This window comes from Variovorax sp. EL159 (genome assembly GCF_900100965.1).
Classification (GTDB): domain Bacteria; phylum Pseudomonadota; class Gammaproteobacteria; order Burkholderiales; family Burkholderiaceae_C; genus Variovorax.
In genome coordinates this window covers 24,503-43,319 of sequence record NZ_FMUJ01000006.1, presented here as the reverse complement: position 1 = coordinate 43,319, position 18,817 = coordinate 24,503, and the positions used below count along the sequence as shown (strand labels likewise).

Below are 18,817 nucleotides of genomic sequence, written 5' to 3'. Positions count from 1 at the left end.
GGGTTCGTTCCTCCTGTGACGGGGCGGGGTGCGAAGCCCTTCGCCCTCATTTGCGTGCGCTCTTGGTCACCACGCCAGCGCCGCGCACTTCGAGTCTGCGCTGGTCGACCACCTTGCCGCTGGCGTCCACCAGCTCGATCACGTGGCGTCCGGGCCAGGGCAGCCATTGCGCGCTGTTGCCGCGCGCGAAATGCTTGCCGTCGATGCGCCACTGCACGCCACGGCCTTCGGACTCGAAGCGCACGCGCTGGCGCAGCGGCGGGATGTCAGGGTCGAGCGCGATGATGGTGCCGTCGGCCGGCGCGGTGATGCGCGCCGAAGGGCCGTCCGTCGATGTGCCCACGCCGGTGTCGAGCGCGAACAGCGGCTGCTCGGTGCCCTGCAGGAACCATTCGCTGCGTGCCGCTTCGAGCGGGTTGCCATCGGCGCCGGGGCCGAACTCCACGCGTGCCTCGACCAGTCCGGCGGGCGGCACGGGGGCGCGGCTGGGCTCGCGCGTGTGCAGGAAGCGCATCACCTCGGCCCACACCGGCGCGGCGCCGCTGGTGCCGCTCACGTCCCACATCGACGCGCCGCTGGCGTTGCCGACCCACACGCCGACCGTGTAGCGCTGCGACCAGCCCACCGCCCAGTTGTCGCGCATGTCCTTGCTGGTGCCGGTCTTCACGCCCGTCCAGAAACGGGTCGAAAGGATGCTGTCCAGGCCGAAGGTGCGCGTGCGCGCGTTCGGGTCGGAGAGGATGTCGCCGACGATGAAGGCCGCGCGCGGGTCCAGCAGCGGCGGCGTGGCCGCTGCCTTGGTCTTGTCGGCGGCCGGAACGGGTGGCCGCGCGGTGAGCGTGGTGGTGCCGTAGCGACCGCCGTTGGCCAGCATGCGGTAGGCATTGGTGAGCGACAGCAGCGACACCTCGGCGCTGCCCAGTGCCAGGCTGTAGCCGTAGTAGTCGCCGCTCTCGCGCAAGGGCAGGCCGGCGGCGCGCAGCTCGCGTGCGAAGGATTCGGGCGACACCATCACCAGCGTGCGCACGGCCGGCACGTTGAGCGAGGCAGCCAGCGCGGTGCGCGCCGACACCGGGCCCTTGAACTGGCGGTCGTAGTTCTGCGGAATGTAGAGGCCGTTCGCGGTGTTGATCTGCGCCGACGAGTCGTCGATGAGCGATGCGGCGGTGAGCCGCTTCTCGGCAATCGCCTGGCCATAGAGCAGCGGCTTGAGCGTGGAGCCTGGCTGGCGCAGCGCGGTCACGCCGTCGACTTCGGCCGCCTGGCTCAGCGGGCCGGAAGAACCGACCCAGGCCAGCACTTCGCCGGTCGCGTTGTCGAGCACCACGAGCGCGCCGTCTTCGACATGGCGGCCACGCAGCTCGCGCAGGTGGCGCTGCAGCGTGTCGAGCGCAAAGCGTTGCAGCGGTGCGCGCAAGGTGGTGCGCACGCTCGCCTCCTTGTCTTTCCCTTTCTGGGGAAGAGCCGGGGTGGGGGCTGTCCCCGCATTCGCATCCCGAATCTCGCGCAGCACGCGACGCGCCGCATGCGGCGCAATGCCTTCATTGGCGTCGAAGGCACGCCGCTGCACCGCCGCGCTGGTGAACATGTCGAGCGCTTCGCAATCGACCTTCTGGCCGGCGTCCATCACGCGCAGCACTTCGCAGGCGCGCTGCGCGACCACGGCCGGCCTGGCGTTGGGCGCGCGCACCAGCGCGGCGGCCACGGCGGCCTCGCGCGCATCGAGTCCGCTCGGTGCCTTGCTGAAGAGCGTGCGCGAGAGCGCGTCGATGCCCACGATCTCGCCGCGAAACGGCACGGTGTTCAGGTAGGCCTCGAGGATCTGGTCCTTGCGCCAGCTGCGCTCCAGCTGCGCGGCGGCCACCGTCTGGCCGATCTTCTGCGTGAAGCTGCGCCCGCCCGCGGCGCGGCGCAGGTCGTCGTCGAGCAGGCCCGACAGCTGCATCGTGATGGTCGATGCGCCGCGCGTGCGCGTGTTCCAGAGATTGCCCCAGGCGGCGGCCGATACGGCGCGCCAGTCGATGCCGCTGTGTTCGTAGAAGCGCTTGTCCTCGCTCAGCACCATGGCCGTGCGCAAGGCGGGCGACACGTCGGCCAGCGCGGTCCACTGGCCACGCCGCACGGTGGGGTCGGTGCGCACGCGCTGCAGCAGCTCGCCGTTGCGATCGAGCACGGCGGTGTCGGACGAGCGGAAGTCGCGCTTGACCTCCTCGAAGCTGACCAGGGCCCAGGCCGGGTGCGCGCAGGCCACCAGCAAGGCTGCGGTGGCAAGGGCCTTGCGGCGGAAGCGAAAAGACGTGGGCTGCTGCTGCATGAAGGACACGGAAGATCTCGAGAGGCGACCTTCGGCATTCTCTGCGATGCGAAGCGCGCCCCGGCCCGCCTTGAGGAGGACGGGAAATGCACCTACTCCAGCACGCGGTCGCGGCCTCCGTGGCGCCGCAAGAAAGAAGAACGGCCGCGAAGCATTGCGCTTGGCGGCCGTTTGTTCGTGGGCGTTTCAGATGCCCGGGTGGCTTACCCCGGCCGGCGCGCCATCAGCGCCCAGATGCCCGCCGCGCTCAGCAGCGAGCCGCCTGCGAGGTTGAAGCGCCGCTGCGCGCGCGGCGAAGCAAGCAGCTTGCGCGCCGAGCCCGCGAACACCGCATAGAGCGTGGCATTGGTCGCGGCCAGCGCCACGAAGGTGACGGCGAGCACCCAGAGCTGGTGCGTCACGTTGGCCGCGGGGCTGATGAACTGCGGCAGGAAAGCCACGAAGAACACGATGCCCTTGGGGTTCAGCGCCGTCACGAGGTAGGTGTTGGCGAACAGGCGCCAGCGCGAGGCGGGCGCGGCCGGCGCGGCGATCTCGGTGGACGTGATGCCGGCGCGCAGCAGCTTGATACCCAGGTACAGCAGGTACAGCCCGCCCACCCACTTGACCACCGTGAACCAGAAGGCCGAGGTGGCAAGCAGCGCGCCCAGCCCCAGCAGCGAGACCATCAGCGCGGTCGAGTCGCCGAGCGCCACCGCTGCCACCAGCGGCACGTTCGCGCGGCGGCCGTGCGACATGGAGTAGCTGATCACCGTGAGGATGGTCGGCCCCGGAATGACCAGCATGAGGGCCGAAGCGGCAACGAAGGCGAGCCAGAGTTCGATGGGCATGGCGAGTTTGTCTCCAGGGGATGTTGTTGTGTCGATGGAAAGCGCTGCCTCTTCGTCAGCTGCCGATGGCCGTGCGCGCGACGTGCCAGGTGCCGCGGTGCCCGTCCACGTAGCGGATCGGCGAGTTGGCGAGGTCGTCCAGTTCCACGTCGTCCAGGCAGGTCACATTCACGCCGTAGGCGCTGGCGCCGGTCTCGGGCGAATGGCCCACGCCGAAGGAGCGCACGCGGCAGTGCCTGCAGACGATGTAGTGGCTGTTGCGGGTGTCGAGCATCTGCTCGCTGAGTTCGGATTCGCCTTCGAGCAGGCGGAAGGCATCGGTTGCGACGATGGCCGGCCAGAAGCGCGTCTGCGTGCAGATGGCGCAGTTGCACCGCAGCGTGCCCAGGCTCAGGTCGATGTCGGCTTCGAATCGCACGGCGCCGCAATGGCAGCCGCCGGTGTAAGTCTTTTTCATGTGCTTGTTGGCTGCTCCCGAGTCGATTGGGCAGCTGGCAAACACCATATCAAATGCCGTGCCGGCGGGCACCGGCGGGGTTTTTCATCCGTGGGGCACGGTGCCGAAGCGGGCGGCCGACCGGGCCCTGGCGCGCTCGGCCTCGATCGCGCGGTCTTTGGGCTCGGCCGTCGTGACCATCGATTCGATCAGCCGCGCAGCGGTTGCGGCCACCTCGTCGACCGCGCGCCCGAAGGCCTCTTCGTTCGCTTTCGACGGCACGCTGAAGCCGCTGAGCTTGCGCACGAACTGCAGCGCGGCGGCGCGAATCTCCTGCTCGGTGGCGGGGGGCTCGAAGTTGTAGAGGGTCTTGATGCTGCGGCACATGGGCGCTCTCCAGTCAGCGGATGGGGTGGGCGATCGCGCTGGGTCGAACAAACGAAGATCAGGATTTTTGCATCTGCTGCTGGAAACTGAGCTCGATGAACTCGGCCGGGCGGCTGAGCGCGACCAGCACAGTCACCCGCATGACGCCTTCGAGGATGTCGTCGGCCGTCATGGTTTCGCCCAGGCCGACGAAGACGTTGAACGCATCGGCGGGCGTGGCGCCGGCCAGGCCGCCGCGCTTCCAGATGCCGGTCAGGAAGTTGCTCGCCATGCTCTTGATGGTGATCCAGGTCGTGGCGACGTTGGGCTCGAACACATACGCCTTGGTCGCCAGGCTCAGCGATTCTTCGATCATGAGGACGGTGCGGCGCACGTTGATGTAGCGCCAGTCCAGGCTGTTGCCATCCAGCGTGCGCGCGCCCCACACCAGCACGCCTTCGCCGAGGAAGCTGCGGATCGCGTTGACCGACTTGCCGGTCGAAGGGGTGTTCAGGTCTTCCTGCACATCCTGCGTGATGGCGACCGCTGGCGACACCACCGAGTTGAGGCTGATGTTCGCCGGCGCTTTCCACACGCCGCGCGTGTTGTCGACCATGGTGTAGAGCCCGGCCATTGCAGCCGCCGGTGGCAACAGGTTCAGCTTGCGCTGGATGGCCTGCAGGATGCTGGCGTAGGTCGGGCTGACCGAAAGCAAAGCCTTGTGCAGTTCGGCGTCCGACGGGCCGGTCTTTCCCTTCGGATCGCGCGCGGCATTGCCGATCTGCGCCAGGATGTCCTGCAGTGCCTTGGGTGCAGCGCTGCCACCGGCTTCAGCCAGCAGCAACGCCTTGAGCTCGGCCACGTCGACGAAGCTGGCAAGGCCGAGGTCGGTGTCTTGCACGATCGAGGTGTTCAGCCACGGATAGTAGGCAGCCGAATAGTCGAGAAAGTCGGTGCCCAGGCCGTCGCGGAAGGCGGCAACGCAATCGCCCTGCGGATCGGTGCGCTCGCGGTAGCCGTCGCTGACGTCGAGGATCGCGAGGCGGTTCTTCATCTGCGAGCCGCAATGCCGAAGGGCGTGCTGCTGCAGCGGGATGCAGTCCGCTTGCGGCAGTGCCATGGCATCCGGAATCACCACCAGGGTCGGCTCGCGCTCGGTGAGCAGCAGGTCGATGCCGTCTTGCAGCGGCTTCACCTGCGCGCCCGCGTCGGTGTAGTTGCCGACCGAGACGACGTAGCACACGCCGCCGCCGTTCTGGAAGAACAGCAGCATGCAGTGATGGAGGTAGTAGCGGAAGGTGTCGGGCTGGCCGTTCTTGCGCCGGAGCACATAGCCACTGCCGGCACTTTTGAAGTCGCTCGGTGTGGTGGCATCGGCGTTCTTGACGAACTCGAACCTGTCTTCCGGCGGCCCGCCGTAGCAGCTGACGAACTCCTGCATCGACGTGATGCGCCAGGGCTTGCCGGCCAGCGAGCTGCCCTTGTTGTCGGCGGCCTCGGTGTAGCCGATGAACGCCGGAACCGCGGTCGCGACTTCGACCACCGAGTTCGGAAACGCATTCTTCTCGTCGATATAGACACCGGGGGTTTTGTAGGCGCCAGCCATGCGTTTTCTTTCTTTGAAAGTTACCGAAGCAAGGCCATCGCGTGGGCATCGTGGTAGACGCCGTCGATCAGGCTGGCGCGGCGCACCATGCCTTCGTGTTCGAAGCCGAGCCGCTCGTACAGCGCCTTGGCGTTCAGGTTGTCCGTGCGCACGGACAGTTCGATGCGCGTCAGCCCGCGCGACCACGCCTTGTCGATGGCCGCCTGCAGGAGCCGGCCCCCGAGCCCCTGGCCGCGTGCTTCGGGCAGGAGGGCGATGCCCAGCACGCCGATGTGCACGCGCGAATGTCCGAAGACCGGCGACATGTCGCACCAGCCGATCACCTTGTCGCCGTCCACCGCCACGAAATGCGGAAAGCCGCTGGCGATCACGCTGCGGTAGAAGGCGATCGATTGCGCCAGCGGCGGGGCTTCGGTCAGGGCCGGGTACTTCTGCTCGCGCGCGACGATGTCGAGCGCACGGTGCAGGCTTTCGAAATGCGATTCGGCCGTGGGCACGACGACGATGGCATTCATGACCCGGGCTCCTGCGATGCACGAAGCCGCTCCTCCAGCCGCGCCTTCACTTCCGGCCACTCGTCGTCGATGATGCTGAAGCGCACCGAGTTGCGCTTGCGGCCGTCCGGCATGATCCGCTCGTTCCGCACGATGCCTTCCTGCTTCGCGCCCAGCCGCAGGATGGCCGCGCGCGATTTCGCATTGATCTCGTCGGTGGTGAGCTGCACGCGCACGCAGGCCATGTCTTCGAAGGCGTGCCGCAACATCAGGTACTTGGCCTCGGTGTTGACGAAGGTCTTCTGCCACGAGGCCGCAATCCACGTGCTGCCGATTTCGAGCTTGCGGTTGTTGCGGTCGATCTTCCAGAAGCGCGTGGAGCCGATCACGCGGCCCGTGTCGCGGATCACGGTCGCGAAGGGCATCACGGTGCCCACGGCGCGGCCGTCGAGGGCGGTGCGCAGGTAGGCATCGACCGTGGCGGCGGAAGGCACGACGGTGAAGGGCAGGTTCCAGAGTTCGCCGTCGGCGGCGGCATCGACAAGGGCGGGTGCGTCGGATGCGAGCAGCGGGCGAAGAAGAATCCGGGGGCCGGCAAGGGTGGGCTGTTGGCGCGACATGCGCCAGACGATAGCCGAATGCGAGGCCGCACCACCAGCGCGGTGGTGCGCATGGTGATGCGGTGCGGTCTCGTTTGATCCGGGCGCGCTCAGTCGAAGCGCAATGCCGATTCCACAGCCAGTGCCACGGCCGCCAGCCGCGCATCGTCACCGCGCACCGACGACAGCATCAGCCCCACCGGCAGTTCGCCCGGCGCATGGCACGGCAGGCTGAAGGCGCAGCCGTCGAGCAGGTTGATGGCGAAGGTGTTGCGCAGCAGCAGGCCGTTGGCCTTGAAGAAGGTCGCGTCTTCGGCGAGTGCCTCGATAGGCGGCGCGACGATGGGCACGGTCGGGCAGAGCAGCGCGTCGAAGCCTTCGAGCGCGTGTTCGACGCGGCCGATCCAGTCACGCCGGCGGTCCTGCATGGCGATGTAGTCGGCGGCGCGCACTTCGGTTCCGAGCGCGATGCGTGCGGCCACGCGGGTGTCGAAGCCGTCGCGGCGCGCGGCGAAGCGTTCGCGGTGCACGGCCGCCGCCTCGATGGGCGAGAAGCCGCCGGGTGCGTTGACGGTCGCGATCTCGCCGAGTTCGGCGAGCGGAATGTCGACGATCTGCGCGCCCGCCTTCGACAGCGCATGCAAGGCACGCTCGAAGGCCCGTGCCACCGCGGGCTCGATGGCGTCGAACATCAGCGTGGCCGGCACCGCCAGGCGCAGGCCTTGCAGCGGGCGCCTGCGCACGGCCAGCGGTGCGTCGGCAATGGCTGCGTCCACGGTCAGGCAGTCTTCCACCGAGCGCGCCATCGCGCAGACGGTGTCGAGCGAGCGTGCCAGCTCGAAGGCACCGGTGCGCGGCACGCGCGACTGCGTGCTCTTGAAACCCACGAGCCCGCACAGCGCGGCCGGAATGCGGATCGAACCACCCGTGTCCGACCCGAGGCCGGCCACCGCCAGACCGAGCGCCACCGACACCGCTGCGCCCGACGAAGAGCCGCCCGGAATGCGCGGCGTGGCCGCATCGGCCGGGTTGCGCGGCGTGCCGTGGTGCGGGTTGATGCCCACGCCGGAGAACGCGAACTCGGTCATGTTGGTCTTGCCGACGATGGCCGCGCCCTGCGTGCGCAGCCGCGACACGGCCACCGCATCGCACTCCGCCGGCGGCTCGCCTTCGCAGACGGCGGAACCGGCCATGGTGGTTTCGCCGGCGACGTCGTAGAGGTCCTTGATCGACATGGGCAGGCCGGCGAGCGGGCCGAGCTGCACGCCGGCCTTGTGCGCTGCATCGGCATGCCGGGCCGCGGCACGCGCGGCGTCGCCGTACAGGCGCGTGAACACGTGTTGCGCGGCGGGCAGCGTCGCTGCCTCGAGCACCTGCTCGATCAGCGCTTCATGGGACAGCGAGCCTTGCGCGATGCGCTCGCGCGCGGCGGCGATAGTGAGGTGGTCGTTCGCCATCACGCCACCACCGGCAGTGCATTGACCGCATAGCGATGCACGATGCGCCGCTGCAGGCGCGCATCGTGCAGTTCGATTTCCATTTGCGCGGCGGGGCGGATGCCTTCGCCTTTCGCGTTGGGCAGCGCGCCCAGCGTGCCGCAGGTCATGAACAGGCCTTCGGGCGCCGCAGCGGCGCCGGGCATGCCGTCGCGCAATGCGGCCAGCGGTCGGATCGATGCGAGCGTGCCGCGCTGGTAGTCGACCCAGCGGCCGTCCTCGAAGATGCGCGAGTGCAGTTCGATCTCGTCCTGATGGGCCTGCAGGTCGCGCCAGCGCCATGCGACCTCGGCCACGGGCTTGGCGCACATCTGCTTGGAGACGGCGACCGAGTAGCTCTCTACATGGCGGTCGGTGTGGTCCGAGGCCACGCTCAGCCACCACTCGCCCTGCGAGAAGAAGAACACGGGCTCGGCCTCGCCGGAGCTCTGGTCGCCCAGCGCCTCGATGGCCGGCGACTGGGTCAGCAACTGGGCTGCGACGCGGTAGTACAGCGGCACGCTCGACGGGCGCGGCACGCCGAGCGCGGCCAGTTCCTCGATGTGGTGCTCGATGGCCGCGGTGTCGCGGCCGGTCCATCCCGCCACCACCAGCGCGGTGGGTTCGATGGAACGCAGTTCGATGGACCGTGCGCCGTCGGCGCTCACGGTTTCGCAGGCAAAACGCAATGGCATGGCGGTCTCAGGCTTCCAGCGGTTTCTTGGCGGTTTCGCGCGCCACGAAGAGCGCGACCAGCGTGACGCACAGGGCGGCCGCCACATACAGCGACACGGCCACCGTGCTGCCCCACGACTTGAACAGGCTGGCGATGATGAGCGGCGCGAAGCCGCCGCCCAGGATGCCCGCCAGCGTGTAGGCCAGCGACGAGCCGGCATAGCGCACGCGGCCCGGGAACTGCTCGGTCACGAAGGCGGCCTGCGGGCCGTACATCATCGCGTGGATGATCAGGCCGACCACCACCGCCGCGCAGATGGCCACGGGGTGCGCGCTGTTCATCAGCACGAAGAACACGAAGGCCCAGACGATGCCCAGCAGGGCGCCCGCGATGTACACCGGCCGGCGGCCGATGCGGTCCGAGAGGCTGCCGAACCACGGCACCGCGATCGCGTTGCAGGCTGCGCCGATCATCGTGGCGGTGAGCGCCAGCGGCCGCGACAGGTGCAGCACCGTCGTCACGTAGGTCAGCGTGAACACCACGACCAGCGCGTACAGCACGTCGGAGCCGATGCGCGAGCCGCCGGCCACCAGCAGGCGGCGCCAGTGCTGCGTGACGACTTCCTTGATGGGCGTCTTGGCGGTGGTCTTCTTTTCTTCCATCTCGCGGAAGACCGGCGTTTCGTCGACGCCGCGGCGCAGCCACAGGCCGAAGATCACCAACGCCACGCTGGAGACGAACGGAATGCGCCAGCCCCAGCTCTGGAAGTCTTCCGGGCTCAGCCAGGCCGACACGATGGCGATGAAGCCGGTGCCGATCAGCGTGCCGCACGACGGGCCGACCTGCGTGAACGAGGCGTTGCGGCCGCGTTCGTCGGGCTTGCCGTGTTCCATCGACAGCAGCACCGCGCCGGCCCATTCGCCGCCGAGCGCCACGCCCTGCACGAAACGCAGCGCGACCAGCGCCACCGGCGCCCAGATGCCCCAGGTGGCATAGGTCGGCAGCAGGCCCATGAGGCCGGTCGACACACCCATGATGACCAGCGTGGCCACCAGCACGAAGCGCCGGCCGAGCCGGTCGCCCAGGTGGCCGAACACCACGCCGCCCAGCGGGCGCGAGATGTAGCCGACCGCGTAGGTCGAGAAGGCGAGGATGGTGCCCGTCAGCGGATCGAACGACGGGAAGAACACCGCGTTGAAGACCAGCGCGGCCATGATGTTGTAGACGGTGAAGTCGTACCACTCCAGCGTGGTGCCGATGGAGCTGGCCATGGCCAGCCGGCCCATTCTGGGCGGGGCGCTGGCGGGGACGGCCCCCGCGGCGGAAAGCACGTGTTCGGTCATGGAAGTACCTTGTTCGGAGAAGACATCGGGATCGATCGGGTCAGGTCAGCGCAGCTCGGCCGCCGTCAGCTTCCAGCCGAGGGCGAGCAGCCAGCCGGTGGCGGGGTCGGCATCGAAGGCCGTGGCGGCGAAGGTGCGTGCGCTGCGCGCGGCATCGGCGCTGCTGGTTTCCACCACAAGCATCGGCTGCAGCACGCGGCCTTCGGTGGCCTCGCGCGGCAGCGGCGTGCTCAGGGCGGTGTCGGGCATCAGCAGGTACGACTGCACGAAGCCTGCCTGCTCCGACAGTTGCTGCCCGACGCTGGCGGCCTGCGCCACCAGCGCCTGCGCATCGGCGGCCACGGGCAGCGGCAACACGACCACGTGGCTGCCACTGCCAAAGCCGGTGACCGCGCGCACGGCGCACACGCGGCGGATCGGCTGGCGCATGCGGTCGAGGTTGGCGATGGACCACGGCGTCTGCTTCTCGAACGCAGCGCGGTAGCCGGGCGAGCCGAACACGGCCAGCGATTCGGTGCGGTAAAGGCCGAGGTACTTGCGGCCGCCTTCGAGCGAGAAGTAGCGCGCGCCCGACAGGAATCCGGGGATGCGCGCGCGCTCTTCGACGTGCTCCTTGTCGTACCAGCGGTTGAAGTCGGCGTCGTCGGCGGCATCGACGTCGGAGGCGACGAACAGCAGTCCGTTCGCGTTCGCCACGGCGGTGTCAGGGAAAGATGAAGAAGCGGAAGTGGTCATGGCGGCGGAAGAGCGGGCGGGCCTTCGAAAAATGAAGGCGCGATCTTCCGTCGCAGGGTCGTGCTGTCACAAACGAGTTTTTTTGGGCGACAGCCACAAGAATTACTGGCCCCTTTGTGGGGCCCGAATGCGCCATTTCGAGGGTTATCCCTCTGCTGCGCCGCTCCAGGTTGGTGCCATGGCAGAGGCCGTGAACTGGTCGGACGCGCGGCAGGCCAGCTCGGCCACGAGGCGGATCGCGTCGGAGTCGGCCGCCTCCAGGTGGCTCACCACGATGCGCTGCGGCGAGATGAGCGCGTCGCACTCGATGATCCGCACGTCGCCGCTGGCCACGTATTCATAGCAGGGCGGCAGCGGCACCAGCGCGTTGCCGAAGCCCGCCTTCACCAGCCGCGCCAGCGCCGAGATCGAGCTGACGCAGTGCACCTTGCCCAATGGAATGCCAGCCGCGCGGTACAGGTTCTTGAGCGCCTCGTGCGGCTGCGAGCTGGGGCTCATGGTCAGCACGGGCTGGCGCAGCAACTGTTCGACGGTCTGCGTGCCCTCGGCGCCGACCGGGCCGACCCAGCCCATCGGCATCGGAAGGCAGGGCGTGCTGACGATGCCCGCGCCGGCGATGTGGTCGGTCTGCAGGGCGATGTCGAGCGCGCCTTCGCGCAGGCCGCGATGCAATGCGCGCGTGGTCTCGGACGTGAGCTGTACCTCGATGCCGGGGTAGGTGGAGCGCAGGTTGGTGAGAAAGCCCAGCAGCCAGGTGTGGACCACCGTCTCGATGGCGCCGATGCGCACCAGGCCCAGGATGTCGCCGCGCGGGCGGCCCAGCGAGACGATCTCGCGGCGCAGCTCCAGCAGGCGCTCGCCGTAGTCCATCAGCCGCACGCCCACCGGCGTGAGCCGCAGCTCGCGCGCATCGCGCTCGAAGAGGCGCGCGCCGATGTCTTCTTCGAGCGAGGCGACGCGGTTGGACACGGCCGCCTGCGTGATGTGGAGCCGGTCGCTCGCCGCGCGGAAGCTGCCGAGCCGCGCGGCCCACAGGAAGGCTTCGACAAATCTTGTATTCATGAGGGCACCTGCGCGGCATTTTGCCGGTATTCGCCGGCGCAGGGCCCGCGCGGTTACTTGCGCTTGCGCACGGCGGCGGGCGCCACGGTGATGTCGTCCACCATCCGCGCGGCAGCGGCCGATGCATTGCTGGCCACCATCACCGCAGCATCTTGCGTGGCCGGATCGAACACCAGCAGCGCGCGGTAGCCGCCGGTCTGGCCGGTGTGGAAGTAGGTGCGGTGATCCGCCGGCCCGCGCATGCGCACGGCATAGCCCAGTTCGTAGGTGCCGTCATGGCCCAGCGGCGTGAGTGCGCGTTCGGCCGCCGCGCCCAGCGGGCCCTTGCGCCCCGCCATGAGTGCGCGCGCGAACACCAGCAGGTCGGCCGCCGTCGAGCGCAACGCACCGGCGCCTGCGAGCGCGCCGAAGTCCCAGGGCGTGCGTGGCGACTTGTCTTCGTAGCCGGGGGCGAGCCGCTGGGCATCGGGGCCCAGGTACTGCACCGTGTCCCTCATGCCCAGCGGCGCGGCGATGTTCTCGTGCACCAGCATGTCCCAGGGCTTGCCGTAGCGGTCGGCGAGCAGCTGGCCGAGCAGGCCCAGCCCGAGGCTGCTGTAGGGCCCGTTGCAGGGCGGCTTGCGGTCGAGCTTCAGCGTCGACAGGCCGGTGAGCAATTGCGCGCGGTCGGGGTGCACGAACGGATTGCCATCGGCCATCGGCGACGCGCCCGGCAGCATGCCGGGCAGGCAGGCGCCGTGCGTGACCAGCTGGCGCAACGTGATGGCCGCGATGTCCGGCGGCAGCGTGACCTGGCCGGCCAGCAGCTGGCCCACCGTGTCGTCGAGCGACAGGTCGCCGCGCTCCACGGCCTGTGCGAGCAGCACGCCGGTGAAGAGCTTGCTGATGGAGCCCACCTCGAAGATGGGCTGCCCGTCGGTTGCGATCTCCTGCACCGGCCCGGGCTGCGCCACGCCGTTGCGTTGCATCGCGAACTGCGTATGGCCCTGGCGCGAGACGCCGACCACGATGCTGCCCGGTGCGTTGTTCATCACGCGCGCCGCGATCTCGGCTGGCGGCGTGGCAAAGCCCAGCGGGCCGGCGTGCGCCATGGGCGCCGCGAGCAGGAGCGCCGCCAGCATCCATGCCGCCGCGCGCGGCGATGCATTCGCGCGGTGCTGCTTCACGAACCCGCCTTGGCTGCTTCGGCCGGAAGAATGTTCATCTGCGCGAGCAGCGCACGGCCCAGCGGAATGCGCTTGGCGACATCGGCCTCGCCGTGCATGTCGATGTTCAGCGCAAAGCTCTTCACGCTGCCGTCCGCCAGCGCCACCCAGCCCACCCACCAGCCGATCGACAGGCTCGGCGTTTCGTACCAGCCGGTCTTTGCATGCAGGTCGTAGGCGGGCGTCTGCTCGATCCGCGTGATCTCTTGCACCATGTCCTGGCTGCGCGCGGACATCGGCAGCGTGCGCTGCGCGAGCCGCATCAGAAAGCGCACCTGCTCCACGGCCGAGATCTGCAGCGAGTTGTTGACCCAGAAGCGGTCGACCTGCGTGCCCAGCGTCTCGTTGCCGTAGTGCAGCTTCGTGATCCATTCGTTCATGCGCGCGAGGCCGATGCGGCGCGCCACCTGGCGGTAGAGCGGAAAGTTGGAGACGCGGATCGCTTCGCGCAGGTTCATGTCCCGCTCCCACTCCTTGCGGGGCAGCGGCTTGCCGTCGTAGGGAAAGATCTCGTCGATGTCTTTCACCGCGCCGGTTTCCAGCCCGATCAGGCTGTTGGGAATCTTGTAGGTCGATGCCGGGCTGTAGCGGCGCTCGGCGCGCTGGCGGTCGACCACCGTGAGCTTCGAGGTGGCACTGTCGAGCACCGCCCATGTGCCCAGGACGCCGGCTTGCTTGAAGTATCTGGCGAGGTCCGCGCGTTCTTCGACATGGGCGAGGGGCGCGGCGGGCGTGGCTGCATCGGCGAAGCGGGTGCCGAGCAGCGCGGCCAGCAGGCCGCTGCTGCCTTGTGCGAGAAAACTGCGGCGGCGTTGGGGGTGAATCATTCGATCTCCTGGGTTGTTGCGGGGCCCGATGCAGGCATGGGCATGAGCGTGGACATGCAAGGGCGACGGCCGGAATCATCCGAGGCACGCGGCGTGGCAACAAGCAAGGCGGCCGATGGCTTCGTCACCGCCGTAACCGCCGTAACGTGACGCTCGTTACGCAAGAGACGCATGCGGGGCGTGCGTTGCGTCTCTACGATGCGCGCCGTCGTCTTGTCTTGCTCGATCGAGCGTTCATTCACCGGTTCATTTCCATGTCCCTGATTTCATTCACTCGCCGCGCGGGCATCGCGTCTTGCTGCGTGGCCGCGATCACCTTCTTCATCGGCACCGCCGCGCAGGCGGACACACGGCCCGCAGGCATGCAGACCTTGCAGGTGGGCGTCGCGTCGCGCAGCTACCTGCTGTCCGACGACGGCAGGCCGCGCCAGCCGCGCCCGCTGATCGTCGCCCTGCACGGTGGCGGCTCGAACGCGGACCTGCTCATCGCGGCCACGGGCCTGTCGGAGGCCGCGCGCAAGGCCGGCTTTCTCGTGGCCTACCCGAACGGCAGCGGGGCCAATGCGGATGCCTACACATGGAACTCCGGCGCCTGCTGCGGCTACGCGAAGGCGAACAACGTGGACGACGTGGCCTGGCTGCAGGCACTGGTCGCGCGCCTGGTCAAGGAGGGGCGGGCCGATCCGAAGCGCGTGTTTGCGGTCGGCTTTTCCAACGGCGGGATGATGGCCTACCGGTGGGCGGTGGAGGCCCCCGGCAGCCTGCGCGCGGTGGCGGCCGTATCGGCCACGCTCGACATCGCTCCGACGCTGGTGCGCCAAGGGCTGCCCGTGCTGCACATCCATGGCACGGACGACCCCTACGTGCCCTATGCCGGCGGCATCGGCCGCAAGGCGACGACCGGCGCGCCGCGCCTGCCGGTCGAGAAGACCATCGAGCGCTGGGCCATTGCGATGAATGCCCGTGCGCAGCCTGCGGAACAGCTTCGTCCGTCAGCCGGCGACGACGGAACCTCGGTCACGCGCGTGCGCCATGCCACGGCAGCCGATCCGCAAGCCGTGGTGCTGTACCGCATCGAGGGTGGCGGCCACACATGGCCCGGCAGTGCGCTGGCGTCGATGCCGGACAACCGCGTGTCGCGTCAGCTCGATGCGAGCGAGACCATCGTGGCCTTCTTCAAGGCGCACGCGAAGCCTTGACGGCCGGTGTGAGGGTGAGGGTGAGGTGCCGGACTACTGCCGCAAGAAATTCCCGGCAGGCCGCTTCGGGGCTCCTGTTGCCAAGGATGTCCCTGACCTGCTGCGTCGGATGCGCAAGTTCCAGTTCGATCTCTTCGATGAACAGGGCCAGCGCTTCAGGCGTGCGGCCTTGGCGCAGCGCGTCGGCGATGCGTTGCGCCTCGGTGAGCGGCTCCGTCGTGAACAGCACGCCGTAGAGCGCCAGGCTGATCGGGTGGCCCCATCGGTACGTCAGCGGGCCACCGGCCTTTTGCGCGTAGTGGCGCAGGCAGGCCGGGCATTGCAGGAACGCGATGGTCTGCGTGGGTTCGCCGGGAAGGAGGCGCAGCGCCGTCGAGGGGCAGCGCAGGCAGTTGGTCTGTTCGCTGCTGCCGCTGCACTGCGGCGATCCTTGCTTGCGAGGCTCAGGCGCCACCGGAATAGAAGAACTCTTCGCGCACGATCTTGCCGTCCTTGACCGTGTAGAGGCCCATCTCTTCCATGGTGAAGCGCTGCCCGGTGAGCTTCATCGTCACGTCGACGCGGAAGCCGACGATGAAGCGGTCGTCATGCGGCCACGGGCCGGCGACCTGCATCGAGTGGACTTCATGGTTGGCGCTCCACCATTCGCCCTTGGCCTGGATGGCGGCCAGGCCCACCGCTTCGCGCTGCCCGCCGGGCGGGGCGCTGGCTTCGACGCTCACTGCCTCGGGCGCATAGAGCACCTGGGCATCCTGAAACTTCCCTTGCTTGCACAACGCCACAAGTTTGCTGGCGATTTCCGTCGTGTTCATGCGTTTTCTCCTGAAGAAGAAAGTGGGGGATGGGCCGGAGGGCGAGTGTAGGCCGGGCGCGGCTCCCGGCGTGCGTCAGTGTGTGTCTGGTGCGCCCTGCGGGGCGTTGAGCGTTCGCATGCCGTCGACGGCTTCGCGCGAGACCCACAGCAGCGTGTTCAGGTAAGTCTCGATGCGATCGACCAGCGCGCTGCGCGGGCCCTCGCGCCATTCGGCCGAACCGTAGAAGGCGCCTTGCTCGGCCTCCAGCGCCTCGCGGCTCTCGTAGGCGCGCACGAGGTGGTAGGTTTCTTCCTCGTGATCGCAGCGGCCGTAGGTGACGACGTCCATGCCCTTGCTGCGCAGCATCGGCACGGCGCGCGTGTGCATGGCTTCATGAAAGGCGGGCAGGGTGCCGGGCTTGAGCCTGTAGGTTCGGACTTCGATGAGACGCTTCATGAATGGATCTCCCGATGAAAGAGAAGGGCCTGCGGTGCTGCAGCCGAGGTTGCGAGCTTACGAATAGAACGCGCCGGCCACCATGAAATAGATCATCAGCAGGATCGCCATGATGCCCTTGGCGTTCTTCATGGCGAAGCTGACATAGCCCGCGATGGCCTCGTCGCTCAGCCGCGATTGCAGTGCGTGCTCTCGCAGCAGGATGGTGCGCAACAGGCAGCTGCCGAAGAAGACGGCGCCCACAAGGACGACCATGAACAGCACGGGAAGCAGGATCTGCATGCGGGGCGAAGCGATGGGTGTTGCCGGGCGCCGCGTGGCTCTGGCAGGCCGTGAAAAGACTTACGCGGGAATTCGCGGCGCTTGCACGTCGTGCAGGTGCGCCGCGAAGTCGTACTTGTATTCATAGTCGCCGGTGTAGGCAAGCGCGATCTTGCCGGTCCATGCAATGCTGAACCGGTCGGTGCCCGCGATGCGGTCGAAGCGGATGCGGTGGTGAGCTGCCGCGTCGTGGCCCAGCAGGTAGATGTGGAAGGCGTTGTCTTCCGTGTCTTCGGGCGGCGGTTCGTCCACGCGGACTTCGAGGCCGTCGATCCGCGCCGGGCTGAAGTCGGACACCGGGCACACCGCGAAGCCGTTGCCGTCGCCCCAGTTCGTCGATGACAGCGTGCAGCGGTGGTAGTTGTTCCAGACGTTGGGCGCTTCCCAGTCCGAGGGGTAGTCGATCTCTTCGTCTTCGGGCTCGTCGATCTCCCGCTCGGCGTCGTAGTCCGCGCTGCGCAGGTGGAGGTCGAACCACACCATGCCGTCCCTGACGGAGGCCGTCCAGCGGAACTCCGCAATGGGGTGGCCTTCGGGCCAGGGGTTGCCGGTGAAATGAATGCGGTCTTGAAGCGTCATGGTGTGGCTCCTGGCAGCGGCTGACGTTTCACCGCGCGCGTCGCGAGAAAGGTCGGCATGAACCGGTCGACCACGAAGCGTGGATGGGGCTGCGTGTTTTCGAGGAAGCCGTCGATGGAAAAGCCGGCCGCGATCTGCCCGCCGATCAGGTCGGCCAGCGAATGGCCGAACACCATGGCTTCGCCGTTCTGCCGTTTCTTTTCCAGCGCTTCGGGCGGCATGTCGTTCAGGTCGGAGTACGGCAGCTTGTACAGCGGGCGCACCAACCCTTGCGCCAGCAGCGCCGGATCGCGGTCGCCGATGAAGACCACGGGGTTGTAGAAGCTCGCGAGCAGGGCGCCGCCGGCCTTCAACACGCGATGGCATTCGCGCCACACAGGGCGCACGTCCGGCACGTAGAGGTTGGAGATCGGGTGAAAGACCATGTCGAACTGCGCGTCGGCGAACACGCCCAGGTCGCGCATGTCGCCTTGCACCGTCGCGAGGTCGAGGCCGTCGCGTTCAGCGACCCGGCGGTCCTGCATGAGTTGCTCGTCGGACAGGTCGAACACCGTGACCTGCGCACCGGCGGCCGCGAGCACGGGCGCCTGCTGGCCGCCGGCCGAAGCGAGGCAAAGAATGCGCTGGCCCCGCACGTCGCCCAGCCAGTCGGCCGGCAGCGGCTGCGGCGTGAGGTGCACGCGCCAGTCGCCATGGCGGGCCGCGGCAATCAGCTCGCTGCTGACGGGACGCGACCACTCGCGTTCTTCGGTGGCCTGGCGGTCCCAGGCGGCGCGGTTGTGGGAGAGAAAGTCGATGCTGTCGTTGCTGCTCATGCGTCGCTCGGTTGCAGAAGGTCCCACCGGTTGCCGCAAAGGTCGAGAAAGACGGCGACCGTGCCATGCGGCTCGTGGCGAGGTGCTTCGAGAAAGCGCACGCCGTGGGATGCCATGTGTTGGTAGTCGGACTGGAAGTCCGCGGTGTGGAGGAACAGGAACACGCGACCGCCGGCCTGCTTGCCGATGCTGGCCGCCTGTTCGTCGGTCACGGCCTTGGCCAACAACAGCGTGGCGCCGGCGTTCCGACCGGGCGACACCACCACCCAGCGCTTGCCCGGCCCGCGCGGCGTGTCTTCGACCAGCTCGAAGCGAAGCGCCTCGGTGAAGAAGCGGATGGCTTCGTCGTAGTCGTGGACGAGAAGGGTGACGGTGGCGAGGTGGCGGGGCATGGGTGCAGAGTTTGCCGTGATCTTGTGTTCGCCGGACCTGGAATGCGCGCTGTCATCCGCGATGGCGACGCAGCGGTCCAGCAGGGCAGCGGCGCGCACCTGCTCCGAGGTGTCCACCCAGAACACGTTCTTTCGGCAATCGCTGCAGTACCGGACGCCGGGTGTCGCCGTTTCTTCGAGCGTGTCCCACGGCTTGGTGCACGACAGGGCCTCTTCGCAGGGCGTCTTCGGCGTGGTGTCCGGATGAAGGGGAGCGCGGCCAATGCGGATGGATTTCTTCATCGTCATGGCCT

Annotated in this window: 22 protein-coding genes; 1 reads left to right on the top strand and 21 read right to left on the bottom strand. The window is 68.3% G+C overall.

Going from position 1 to position 18,817, the window contains the following annotated elements; translation table 11 throughout:
- Nucleotides 1-46: 46 nt before the first annotated feature.
- From pbpC to blaOXA, 14 genes are all read right to left on the bottom strand, one after another.
- Entirely contained in the window at nt 47-2,314 is a 2,268-nt protein-coding gene (gene pbpC / locus BLQ28_RS24290; RefSeq protein WP_093246154.1) for a penicillin-binding protein 1C, read from the bottom strand.
- A 203-nt stretch (nt 2,315-2,517) separates the two neighbouring features.
- Entirely contained in the window at nt 2,518-3,144 is a 627-nt protein-coding gene (locus BLQ28_RS24285) for a LysE family translocator (protein ID WP_093245643.1), read from the bottom strand.
- Nucleotides 3,145-3,199: 55 nt separating this feature from the next.
- Nucleotides 3,200-3,601, bottom strand: a complete 402-nt coding sequence (locus BLQ28_RS24280) for a GFA family protein (RefSeq protein ID WP_093246152.1) — start codon at nt 3,599-3,601, stop codon at nt 3,200-3,202.
- An 84-nt stretch (nt 3,602-3,685) separates the two neighbouring features.
- The gene (locus BLQ28_RS24275) at nt 3,686-3,967 is read right to left on the bottom strand and encodes a DUF2277 domain-containing protein (RefSeq protein WP_093245641.1); all 282 of its coding nucleotides are present in this window, start codon (nt 3,965-3,967) and stop codon (nt 3,686-3,688) included.
- Between the two features lie 58 nt (nt 3,968-4,025).
- On the bottom strand, nt 4,026-5,552 hold the full coding sequence (locus tag BLQ28_RS24270; RefSeq protein WP_093245638.1) for a phage tail sheath family protein: 1,527 nt from the start codon (nt 5,550-5,552) through the stop codon (nt 4,026-4,028).
- Between the two features lie 20 nt (nt 5,553-5,572).
- Nucleotides 5,573-6,067 (bottom strand): GNAT family N-acetyltransferase, encoded by a 495-nt coding sequence (locus BLQ28_RS24265; RefSeq protein WP_093245636.1) that lies wholly within the window; start codon nt 6,065-6,067, stop codon nt 5,573-5,575.
- Nucleotides 6,064-6,666, bottom strand: coding sequence for a GNAT family N-acetyltransferase (locus BLQ28_RS24260; RefSeq protein WP_093245633.1), 603 nt, complete (start codon nt 6,664-6,666; stop codon nt 6,064-6,066). The genes BLQ28_RS24265 and BLQ28_RS24260 overlap by 4 nt, the downstream gene beginning before the upstream one ends.
- A gap of 89 nt (nt 6,667-6,755) precedes the next feature.
- Nucleotides 6,756-8,102 carry an amidase gene (locus BLQ28_RS24255; RefSeq protein WP_093245630.1) on the bottom strand — a complete coding sequence of 449 codons (1,347 nt, stop codon included), beginning with the start codon at nt 8,100-8,102 and terminating at the stop codon, nt 6,756-6,758.
- Nucleotides 8,102-8,815, bottom strand: a complete 714-nt coding sequence (locus BLQ28_RS24250; RefSeq protein ID WP_093245628.1) for a DUF2848 domain-containing protein — start codon at nt 8,813-8,815, stop codon at nt 8,102-8,104. The genes BLQ28_RS24255 and BLQ28_RS24250 overlap by 1 nt, the downstream gene beginning before the upstream one ends.
- Nucleotides 8,816-8,822: 7 nt before the next feature.
- Nucleotides 8,823-10,139, bottom strand: a complete 1,317-nt coding sequence (locus BLQ28_RS24245; RefSeq protein ID WP_093245625.1) for an MFS transporter — start codon at nt 10,137-10,139, stop codon at nt 8,823-8,825.
- Nucleotides 10,140-10,184: 45 nt separating this feature from the next.
- Nucleotides 10,185-10,874, bottom strand: coding sequence for a DUF4286 family protein (locus tag BLQ28_RS24240; protein WP_093245622.1), 690 nt, complete (start codon nt 10,872-10,874; stop codon nt 10,185-10,187).
- Between the two features lie 144 nt (nt 10,875-11,018).
- Complete coding sequence (locus BLQ28_RS24235; RefSeq protein WP_093245619.1) at nt 11,019-11,936, bottom strand: LysR family transcriptional regulator; 918 nt, start codon at nt 11,934-11,936, stop codon at nt 11,019-11,021.
- Between the two features lie 53 nt (nt 11,937-11,989).
- Nucleotides 11,990-13,102, bottom strand: coding sequence for a serine hydrolase domain-containing protein (locus BLQ28_RS24230; RefSeq protein WP_093245617.1), 1,113 nt, complete (start codon nt 13,100-13,102; stop codon nt 11,990-11,992).
- Nucleotides 13,099-13,968 (bottom strand): class D beta-lactamase, encoded by an 870-nt coding sequence (gene blaOXA / locus BLQ28_RS24225; RefSeq protein WP_093245614.1) that lies wholly within the window; start codon nt 13,966-13,968, stop codon nt 13,099-13,101. The genes BLQ28_RS24230 and blaOXA overlap by 4 nt, the downstream gene beginning before the upstream one ends.
- 254 nt (nt 13,969-14,222) lie before the next feature.
- On the opposite strand from blaOXA, the gene BLQ28_RS24220 reads away from it, so the two are divergent.
- Complete coding sequence (locus BLQ28_RS24220) at nt 14,223-15,167, top strand: CE1 family esterase (protein ID WP_093245612.1); 945 nt, start codon at nt 14,223-14,225, stop codon at nt 15,165-15,167.
- Here BLQ28_RS24220 and BLQ28_RS24215 read toward each other — a convergent pair.
- The 7 genes from BLQ28_RS24215 to BLQ28_RS33370 form a co-directional block, all read right to left on the bottom strand.
- Nucleotides 15,145-15,621 carry a hypothetical protein gene (locus BLQ28_RS24215; protein ID WP_093245609.1) on the bottom strand — a complete coding sequence of 159 codons (477 nt, stop codon included), beginning with the start codon at nt 15,619-15,621 and terminating at the stop codon, nt 15,145-15,147. The two genes, BLQ28_RS24220 and BLQ28_RS24215, sit on opposite strands and share 23 nt — an antisense overlap.
- The gene (locus BLQ28_RS24210; protein ID WP_093245607.1) at nt 15,611-15,979 is read right to left on the bottom strand and encodes a nuclear transport factor 2 family protein; all 369 of its coding nucleotides are present in this window, start codon (nt 15,977-15,979) and stop codon (nt 15,611-15,613) included. Before BLQ28_RS24210 ends, BLQ28_RS24215 begins: the two co-directional genes overlap by 11 nt.
- A 75-nt stretch (nt 15,980-16,054) precedes the next feature.
- Nucleotides 16,055-16,417 carry an NIPSNAP family protein gene (locus BLQ28_RS24205; protein ID WP_093245605.1) on the bottom strand — a complete coding sequence of 121 codons (363 nt, stop codon included), beginning with the start codon at nt 16,415-16,417 and terminating at the stop codon, nt 16,055-16,057.
- Nucleotides 16,418-16,474: 57 nt separating this feature from the next.
- On the bottom strand, nt 16,475-16,699 hold the full coding sequence (locus BLQ28_RS24200) for a hypothetical protein (protein WP_093245602.1): 225 nt from the start codon (nt 16,697-16,699) through the stop codon (nt 16,475-16,477).
- Between the two features lie 60 nt (nt 16,700-16,759).
- On the bottom strand, nt 16,760-17,317 hold the full coding sequence (locus BLQ28_RS24195; RefSeq protein WP_093245600.1) for a hypothetical protein: 558 nt from the start codon (nt 17,315-17,317) through the stop codon (nt 16,760-16,762).
- A complete protein-coding gene (locus tag BLQ28_RS24190; RefSeq protein ID WP_093245597.1) occupies nt 17,314-18,132 on the bottom strand; it encodes a class I SAM-dependent methyltransferase in 819 nt (272 codons plus the stop codon). Before BLQ28_RS24190 ends, BLQ28_RS24195 begins: the two co-directional genes overlap by 4 nt.
- Nucleotides 18,129-18,806 (bottom strand): VOC family protein, encoded by a 678-nt coding sequence (locus tag BLQ28_RS33370; protein WP_256327442.1) that lies wholly within the window; start codon nt 18,804-18,806, stop codon nt 18,129-18,131. Before BLQ28_RS33370 ends, BLQ28_RS24190 begins: the two co-directional genes overlap by 4 nt.
- Between the last annotated feature and the right edge of the window lie 11 nt (nt 18,807-18,817).

Coding starts and splice junctions, on each gene's coding strand:
- pbpC (WP_093246154.1), bottom strand. CDS start 2,314: ATGCAGCAGCAGCCCACGTCTTTTCGCTTCCGCCGCAAGGCCCTTGCC.
- BLQ28_RS24285 (WP_093245643.1), bottom strand. CDS start 3,144: ATGCCCATCGAACTCTGGCTCGCCTTCGTTGCCGCTTCGGCCCTCATG.
- BLQ28_RS24280 (WP_093246152.1), bottom strand. CDS start 3,601: ATGAAAAAGACTTACACCGGCGGCTGCCATTGCGGCGCCGTGCGATTC.
- BLQ28_RS24275 (WP_093245641.1), bottom strand. CDS start 3,967: ATGTGCCGCAGCATCAAGACCCTCTACAACTTCGAGCCCCCCGCCACC.
- BLQ28_RS24270 (WP_093245638.1), bottom strand. CDS start 5,552: ATGGCTGGCGCCTACAAAACCCCCGGTGTCTATATCGACGAGAAGAAT.
- BLQ28_RS24265 (WP_093245636.1), bottom strand. CDS start 6,067: ATGAATGCCATCGTCGTCGTGCCCACGGCCGAATCGCATTTCGAAAGC.
- BLQ28_RS24260 (WP_093245633.1), bottom strand. CDS start 6,666: ATGTCGCGCCAACAGCCCACCCTTGCCGGCCCCCGGATTCTTCTTCGC.
- BLQ28_RS24255 (WP_093245630.1), bottom strand. CDS start 8,102: ATGGCGAACGACCACCTCACTATCGCCGCCGCGCGCGAGCGCATCGCG.
- BLQ28_RS24250 (WP_093245628.1), bottom strand. CDS start 8,815: ATGCCATTGCGTTTTGCCTGCGAAACCGTGAGCGCCGACGGCGCACGG.
- BLQ28_RS24245 (WP_093245625.1), bottom strand. CDS start 10,139: ATGACCGAACACGTGCTTTCCGCCGCGGGGGCCGTCCCCGCCAGCGCC.
- BLQ28_RS24240 (WP_093245622.1), bottom strand. CDS start 10,874: ATGACCACTTCCGCTTCTTCATCTTTCCCTGACACCGCCGTGGCGAAC.
- BLQ28_RS24235 (WP_093245619.1), bottom strand. CDS start 11,936: ATGAATACAAGATTTGTCGAAGCCTTCCTGTGGGCCGCGCGGCTCGGC.
- blaOXA (WP_093245614.1), bottom strand. CDS start 13,968: ATGATTCACCCCCAACGCCGCCGCAGTTTTCTCGCACAAGGCAGCAGC.
- BLQ28_RS24220 (WP_093245612.1), top strand. CDS start 14,223: ATGTCCCTGATTTCATTCACTCGCCGCGCGGGCATCGCGTCTTGCTGC.
- BLQ28_RS24210 (WP_093245607.1), bottom strand. CDS start 15,979: ATGAACACGACGGAAATCGCCAGCAAACTTGTGGCGTTGTGCAAGCAA.
- BLQ28_RS24205 (WP_093245605.1), bottom strand. CDS start 16,417: ATGAAGCGTCTCATCGAAGTCCGAACCTACAGGCTCAAGCCCGGCACC.
- BLQ28_RS24200 (WP_093245602.1), bottom strand. CDS start 16,699: ATGCAGATCCTGCTTCCCGTGCTGTTCATGGTCGTCCTTGTGGGCGCC.
- BLQ28_RS24195 (WP_093245600.1), bottom strand. CDS start 17,317: ATGACGCTTCAAGACCGCATTCATTTCACCGGCAACCCCTGGCCCGAA.
- BLQ28_RS24190 (WP_093245597.1), bottom strand. CDS start 18,132: ATGAGCAGCAACGACAGCATCGACTTTCTCTCCCACAACCGCGCCGCC.
- BLQ28_RS33370 (WP_256327442.1), bottom strand. CDS start 18,806: ATGAAGAAATCCATCCGCATTGGCCGCGCTCCCCTTCATCCGGACACC.